Origin of the sequence: Marinobacter sp., from assembly GCF_041595835.1 — a bacterium.
GTDB lineage: Bacteria > Pseudomonadota > Gammaproteobacteria > Pseudomonadales > Oleiphilaceae > Marinobacter.
Map to the genome: position 1 here is coordinate 1 of NZ_JBFHJO010000077.1, position 6,360 is coordinate 6,360.

The 6,360-nt window shown below is 52.8% G+C and carries 7 protein-coding genes; 4 read left to right on the top strand and 3 right to left on the bottom strand.

All coding sequences use genetic code 11. The features are described from left to right. A partial coding sequence (locus ABYA77_RS14380) for an OmpW family protein (protein ID WP_372966649.1) occupies positions 1-406 on the bottom strand: 406 nt, incomplete at its 3' end. A 160-nt stretch (positions 407-566) separates the two neighbouring features. Beyond that, positions 567-1,031 carry a winged helix-turn-helix transcriptional regulator gene (locus ABYA77_RS14385; RefSeq protein WP_372966650.1) on the bottom strand — a complete coding sequence of 155 codons (465 nt, stop codon included), beginning with the start codon at positions 1,029-1,031 and terminating at the stop codon, positions 567-569. A 90-nt stretch (positions 1,032-1,121) separates the two neighbouring features. Between ABYA77_RS14385 and ABYA77_RS14390 the strand changes: the two genes are divergently transcribed. Both ABYA77_RS14390 and bamE read left to right on the top strand, forming a co-directional pair. Further along, positions 1,122-2,234, top strand: a complete 1,113-nt coding sequence (locus ABYA77_RS14390) for an NADH:flavin oxidoreductase (protein WP_372966651.1) — start codon at positions 1,122-1,124, stop codon at positions 2,232-2,234. A gap of 154 nt (positions 2,235-2,388) precedes the next feature. Continuing rightward, complete coding sequence (gene bamE / locus ABYA77_RS14395; protein ID WP_372966655.1) at positions 2,389-2,694, top strand: outer membrane protein assembly factor BamE; 306 nt, start codon at positions 2,389-2,391, stop codon at positions 2,692-2,694. A 23-nt stretch (positions 2,695-2,717) separates the two neighbouring features. Here bamE and ABYA77_RS14400 read toward each other — a convergent pair whose 3' ends face one another. Then, positions 2,718-4,229: an acetyl-CoA hydrolase/transferase family protein gene (locus ABYA77_RS14400; RefSeq protein WP_372966652.1), complete on the bottom strand. Its 1,512-nt coding sequence runs from the start codon at positions 4,227-4,229 to the stop codon at positions 2,718-2,720. Positions 4,230-4,532: 303 nt separating this feature from the next. Here ABYA77_RS14400 and rluF point away from each other — a divergent pair, with 303 nt between their 5' ends. Continuing rightward, positions 4,533-5,489, top strand: a complete 957-nt coding sequence (rluF, locus tag ABYA77_RS14405; protein WP_372966653.1) for a 23S rRNA pseudouridine(2604) synthase RluF — start codon at positions 4,533-4,535, stop codon at positions 5,487-5,489. Between the two features lie 97 nt (positions 5,490-5,586). Next, a complete protein-coding gene (locus ABYA77_RS14410) occupies positions 5,587-6,219 on the top strand; it encodes a MarC family protein (protein WP_372966654.1) in 633 nt (210 codons plus the stop codon). The last annotated feature ends 141 nt before the right edge of the window (positions 6,220-6,360 follow it).

Consider the following 6,360-nt stretch of genomic DNA (forward strand, 5'->3'; position numbering starts at 1 on the left):
CATAAGGTTGCAGGGCGGAGGCGTTATCCATAGGGAAGTACTGCAGCGTCAATGTTGGCGGCAGATGTTTTGTCTCACCCAGATTCAGGTTGGTAGGCAGGTCTCCGCCACCATTAATATTGTGCTTGAATGGTGTTGCGCCCAATACACCAAGGCCAAGGCTGTCAGTGAACATGTAAGTCGCACGAATACCCAGCTGGGTGTTACTGTCAACGCTGACTTTGGAATCCACGCCGGCTCCCAGCAGAGGGCCACCACCAACAGTAATAGAGTCACTTGAATCATCCGGTGCCACATGTACAGCACCTGCACGCAGAATAAAGTCACCCGCTTCGAAAGCCTGAGCCGCCGGAGCAACTGCCATCACGGCCGCAGCCAGAACACCAAGTTTGAAACCACGAGACATAGCCATCTCCTTAAATTGAAATTCGTTCGATTGTTCCAATTTACAGGCGGCTGAGTTGCGGTTCTTGATTTAGGGCAAGAAATGGAAAATGGCTGGGCAAGCTGGACAGTACTTTTGACCTACCTCAATAAAATCAGGGGTGTGTGGTTTTCCACGATGTTCATTCAGCATCCTTCGCGGCCTGAAGGTCTTCGGCCACAAGAACGTCCCGAATAGTTAAGGTTTCACCCTCTTTATTCTGAACGGTAACGGGCCGTATTGGCTGGCCGGTTGCCCGGTCTCGTAAATCCAGTTGCTGGCCTTCGGGTGACGGGTTCCACTTATCACCCCACTGGCGCAGGGCGACAACAACCGGGAAGAGGTCCCGGCCTTTTTCTGTCAGGCGGTACTCAAAGCGGGAGCCGTGCTCGCCGACTTCAACTTTGCGCAATACTTCGTTATCAACCAATTTGGCCAGACGGTCACACAGAATATTTTTGGCAATGCCCAGCTGTTGCTGGAAATCCACAAAACGTCGGGTGCCGTACATCGCATGCAGCACTATCAACAAAGACCACCAGTCACCCACTTCATTGAGGGCTCGGGCGACGGAGCAATTAGAGTCATCAAAACGTTTTCTGGCCATATAAGGGAGTGTACCCAATAGGGTTGCATTTTGAAACCAAATTCAATAGGGTTGCTTAAAGAAACCAAATTGATGAGGTTGCACAGTATTATGAGTATGAATCTAGGTCCTTTGTTTGAACCGTTTGAACTCCATAACCTCAAGCTGCGCAATCGCGTTGCCATGGCGCCTATGACCCGGAATTTCTCGCCCAAGGGTGTGCCGGGTCAAAACGTTGTGGATTACTACCGCCGCCGTGCTGAGGCCGAAGTTGGCCTGATCATTACCGAAGGCACCACGGTGAATCATCCTGGTGCCAATGGTTACCCTAATGTACCTGCTTTCTACGGCGACGAAGCCTTGGCGGGGTGGAAGAAAGTGGTCGACGCAGTACATGAAGCTGGTGGCGCTATTTTTCCACAATTGTGGCATGTGGGTGGGGTGCGTAAAGAAGGTACGGAGCCAGATCCGTCTGAGCCGGGTTACAGTCCGTCGGGGTTGTTTGCCCCAGGCAAGCCTAACGGCAAGGCCATGACCAAAGCAGATATCAAAGATGTCATTAAAGCTTTTGGCGATGCGGCGCAAGATGCCAAAGCTCTGGGTTTTGACGGTGTGGAACTCCACGGTGCCCATGGTTATCTGCTGGACCAGTTCCTGTGGGAAGGCACCAATCAGCGTGATGACGAATACGGCGGCAGCATGGAAAACCGCCTGCGTTTTGTTGTCGAAATCGTGGAAGAGGTTCGTCACCGTGTGGGCCCTGATTACCCGATCATGCTTCGTTTCTCTCAGTGGAAGCAGCAGGACTACGACGCGCGTTTGGTGAACACTCCGGAAGAGCTTGAGCAGTTCCTGCAGCCCCTGGTAAAAGCCGGTGTGGATATATTTCACGCCTCTACCCGTCGATTCTGGGAGCCAGAGTTTGAAGGGTCTGACCTGAACCTGGCAGGCTGGACGCAGAAACTGACCGGTGTTCCTACGATGTCTGTGGGTAGCGTTGGCCTGACGGAAGACTTTATCAGTGGCACCTTCGCCAGCAAAAAAGAAGCAGTGGAACAGTCCGGCATTGATGAGCTGGTTGAGCGAATGGCTAAGGGAGAGTTTGAGCTGATTGCCGTTGGTCGTGCTTTGTTGCAAGACCCTGAATGGTTGGTGAAGGTAAAAGAAGGTCGCCTGAATGAAGTGGGCGCCTTCGCTAAGAAGTCCCTGACCACACTTTACTGATCGAATTTACTCCTTCGGTTTTATTTGCCGCGAGCCTTGGGCCCGCGGCTTTTTTGTGTCTAAAAGTTATCCAACTCGTAATCGCAGAGGAGCAAAGAGGCGCCTATGATGTGGGCCTTTCCTTAAGGTGCTTTTAAAGGAGTTCGATATGGCAATGTTTCATAATCTCAAGATGGCCGGGTTGGTTGTCTTGCTCGCAGCGGTGGTTGGCTGCGCAACGGTTGGCCGGGATTTTGCCACGCATAATGTGGAGCAGATTCACGTTGGTGAAACCACTCGGGCTGATATCCAGAACATGTTTGGTGAGCCATGGCGCACTGGCATTGAAAATGGCAAGCGCACCTGGACTTACGGCAAGTACCGGTGGTCTGCGATTGGCGATGCAGAAACCACCGATCTCGTGGTTCGGTTCAACAGCGACGATACCGTGTCGTCGTATGTATACAACACGACTGAATAAACCGCTGCCTGACGGTCCGGGGATTACATCTGCCCGGACTCTTCGTACCGGTGATGCCAGCTCAGTGCTTCTTCCAGCAGGTGCGGAGTGTGCATGCCCCGGCCGCTGTTGCAGGCGCGTTCAAAATAATCACGCAACCGTGGCCGGAAATCCGGGTGTGCGCAGTTTTCGATAATGTTCAATGCTCGCTGGCGGGGAGACAGGCCCCGTAGGTCGGCGAGACCCTGCTCGGTGACCACAATCTGTACATCATGCTCGGTGTGATCCACATGCGACACCATGGGAACGATGGTCGAAATGGAGCCGTCTTTGGCCGTAGATGGGGTCATGAACACGGACAGGTATCCGTTGCGCGCAAAGTCACCAGAACCACCGATACCGTTCATGATACGGGTGCCCATCACGTGGGTAGAGTTCACGTTGCCGTAAATGTCGGCTTCTATCATGCCATTCATGGCGATAATTCCCAGCCGACGGATAACTTCCGGGTGGTTACTGATTTCCTGAGTGCGCAGAACAATGCGGTCCCGGTAGAAATCGATATTGTTCGCCAGTTCTTCGTTGGCTTCCGGGCTTAAGGAGAACGCCGTCGCTGAAGCCTTAGCCAGCTTGCCGGATTTCAGCATAGCCAGCATGCCATCTTGCAGCACTTCAGTGTAGGCGGTCAGGTTATTGAAAGGCCCTTCGTTCAGGCCTGCCATTACAGCGTTGGCAATGTTACCAACACCCGACTGCAGTGGCAGAAGTTCCGGTGGTAAGCGCTTATGTTCTACTTCGGTGGCAAAGAAATCCAGCAGGTGGCTGGCAATACGGCGGGAGTTTTCATCCGGATTGCTGAAGCGGGAGTTTCTGTCAGGCGCGTTAGTTTCTACCACGGCAATGACTTTCTCTGGCGGGCACATCAGATATTTTTCGCCGAAACGTTCATCAGGATGGGTAATCGGGATGGGTTTACGACGGGGTGGCAGGGCCGTGCCATAGTAAACATCGTGCATGCCTTCCAGTCCGGCGCTTTGGCCATGGTTCACTTCCAGAATGACCTTGTCTGCCTGATCAATCCAGGTTTTGTTGTTGCCGACCGATGACGATGGAATCAGTTTGCCGTCTTCGGTAATGCCTACGACTTCGATTACGGCAATGTCCAGCTTACCGAAGAAACCGGACCAGGCATGCTGGGCTACGTGAGACAAGTGAATGTCCATGTATTCCATTTTGCCTTCGTTGATTTTCTGGCGGCACAAGGGGTCACTTTGGTAAGGCAGCCGCATTTCAATGCCGTCTACTTCAGCCAGAGCTCCATCCAGTTCCGGGGCTGTGGAGGCACCCGTCCATACACTGATCCTGAATTGCTCGTCCCGTGCCCGCGCCGCACGGATGTGTTCCGCCAGAGCCTGGGGGACCGCTTTGGGGTAACCTGCGCCAGTAAAGCCACTCATGCCGACATTGACGCCCGAGGGGATCAGAGCTGCAGCATCTTCTGCGCTCATGATGCGATTACGGAGTTTCGGACAGCGAATTCGGGCTGTGGTTGACATGGTCTACCTCATGTTTTGCAGATAACGGTTCTGTGGGCAGCGGGATAGGATGATGCCGACAATCAGAGAGAATAAAAAACTCCCTATTCTAACAGTGGAAAAGGAAATGTTTATTAAAAATGCTGGTACAACTACCTAATTCTTTAGTCTAGGTATGGTGTAAGTTCTGTATCTGGCTCCGTTTTTTCTGAGTGGCCGGTTGTCTGAGCGGTTGCCGAGCCCGCACCGCGATGGGATGATGCCGCAGGTTGTGTTGTGCGCGTTGTTGTTAACTCATTCACCTTTCATATCTGGCAGAGCTCCATGGTCACCAAAACGTCCACCCGTTTGAACAAATACATCAGCGAAAGCGGAATGTGTTCCCGGCGGGAAGCTGATCGTTATATCGAACAGGGCAATGTCTACATCAACGGGCGTCGGGCTAAGGTGGGTGATCAGGTGATGCCGGGTGATACCGTTAAGGTGAATGGTCAGGTCGTGGAGCCGCGGGATGAAGAGGATCTGATTTTCATTGCCCTGAATAAGCCTGTTGGTATCGTCAGTACCACTGACAGTGCGGAAAGAGACAATATTGTGCGCTTTGTTGGCCACAGTGAGCGGATTTTTCCTATAGGCCGTCTTGATAAGGATTCCCAGGGGCTGATCTTTTTGACCAGTAATGGGGATCTGGTGAATAAGATCCTGCGGGCCGGCAATAATCATTCAAAGGAATACATCGTTACGGTGAATAAGCCTGTAACGAAAGAATTTATTGAAGGGATGAGCCGTGGTGTACCGATTCTCGGTACGGTGACCAAACCCTGCCCGGTCGAAAAACTATCCCGCTTTGTTTTCCGCATTACTTTGGTTCAAGGGCTTAACCGTCAGATTCGGCGTATGGCTGAATATTTCGGTTTCGAAGTGACTCGCTTAGAGCGGGTTCGGATAATGAACGTGACCCTCAGCGGCCTGCCGGTTGGTTCATGGCGGGACCTGACTGAAAAAGAACTGGCGACGCTGTTTGATGCCATTCGTGATTCTTCTTCCGAGGCTGAGCCAGCAGCAAGTAAACCGAAGAAAAAACCGGCTCGCTCGGGTACGGGGGGAAAACCGGCACGGAAAGGGCGAGGTAAAGCCCCCGGTGCCGGGCCCGGAAAGCGCCCAGGAAGGCCAGGTAGTAAGCCAGCCGGTGGCCCGAAAGCCGGTGGGCGTAATCCTGGCAGTTCGAAGGGGCGGCCTTCAAAACCGGGCAAACCCAGAAAGCCGTCTATCAAGCGTTAATCACTGAGTTGGTGCCGGATAGGTCCTCTTCCTTACGGCAGGATCGGTCTGCAGCGGCTATGCTTACCGGCTATAACCCACCGCCGGATTTATTTGAATGCTTGAAACGTTTTTCGCCACTTATCTCAGCAGTACTATCCGTTTTCTTTTTCTGCTTGCACCATTCTTTGTGGTAACCATGTTCCTGGCGTTAACCCGAGGTTTACCTGCTTCAGAGAAAGCGTCGATTATTCGCCGTGCCTGTATTTCCGCATTCATTCTTGGCGTTATCCTGTTTTTCGCTGGTCCTCTGCTGTTCAGTGCCATTGGCATTACTCTGAACTCTTTCCGTATCGGCGCTGGTGCTTTGCTGTTCCTCACCGCCATCAGCCTGGTAACCAGTGGTACCCGAAATCACGCAACGGGTTTGCCGGATGAGGATCGTGACGATGTTGCCGTAGTGCCCTTGGCGATTCCTGTGATGATTGGTCCGGCCACTATCGGTGCGATTCTGGTATACGGTGCTGAACTGAAAGCGGTGCCCGAAGTAGCAGGCGGATTGCTTGGATTGGTATCCAGTTTGTTTGTTCTGGGGGTGTTACTGCGATTATCGAGCTATCTGGAAAAAGTGTTAGGCAAAACAGGCCTGAACATCATGTCTAAAATCAGCGGCCTGATTCTGTCTGCAATGGCTGCAGAAATAGTGCTGACCGGCATCGCCGGCTTTATTGCCACCACCCAGGCGGCTTGACACTTCAGCCGCTGAGGATTGCAGAGGGCAATCTTAGTTTGCCGCCTGTACTTCACCAAACCAGATCCAGCCAACACCAACAGCCCAGACCAGCCCGGTGTACTCCGCGCTGGTGACCTGATTGGCATCCACCTGCCGGTA

Bases quoted from the DNA above. Each gene is read 5' to 3' on its own strand.
- ABYA77_RS14385 (WP_372966650.1), bottom strand. From the start codon at position 1,031: ATGGCCAGAAAACGTTTTGATGACTCTAATTGCTCCGTCGCCCGAGCC.
- ABYA77_RS14390 (WP_372966651.1), top strand. From the start codon at position 1,122: ATGAGTATGAATCTAGGTCCTTTGTTTGAACCGTTTGAACTCCATAAC.
- bamE (WP_372966655.1), top strand. From the start codon at position 2,389: ATGTTTCATAATCTCAAGATGGCCGGGTTGGTTGTCTTGCTCGCAGCG.
- ABYA77_RS14400 (WP_372966652.1), bottom strand. From the start codon at position 4,229: ATGTCAACCACAGCCCGAATTCGCTGTCCGAAACTCCGTAATCGCATC.
- rluF (WP_372966653.1), top strand. From the start codon at position 4,533: ATGGTCACCAAAACGTCCACCCGTTTGAACAAATACATCAGCGAAAGC.
- ABYA77_RS14410 (WP_372966654.1), top strand. From the start codon at position 5,587: ATGCTTGAAACGTTTTTCGCCACTTATCTCAGCAGTACTATCCGTTTT.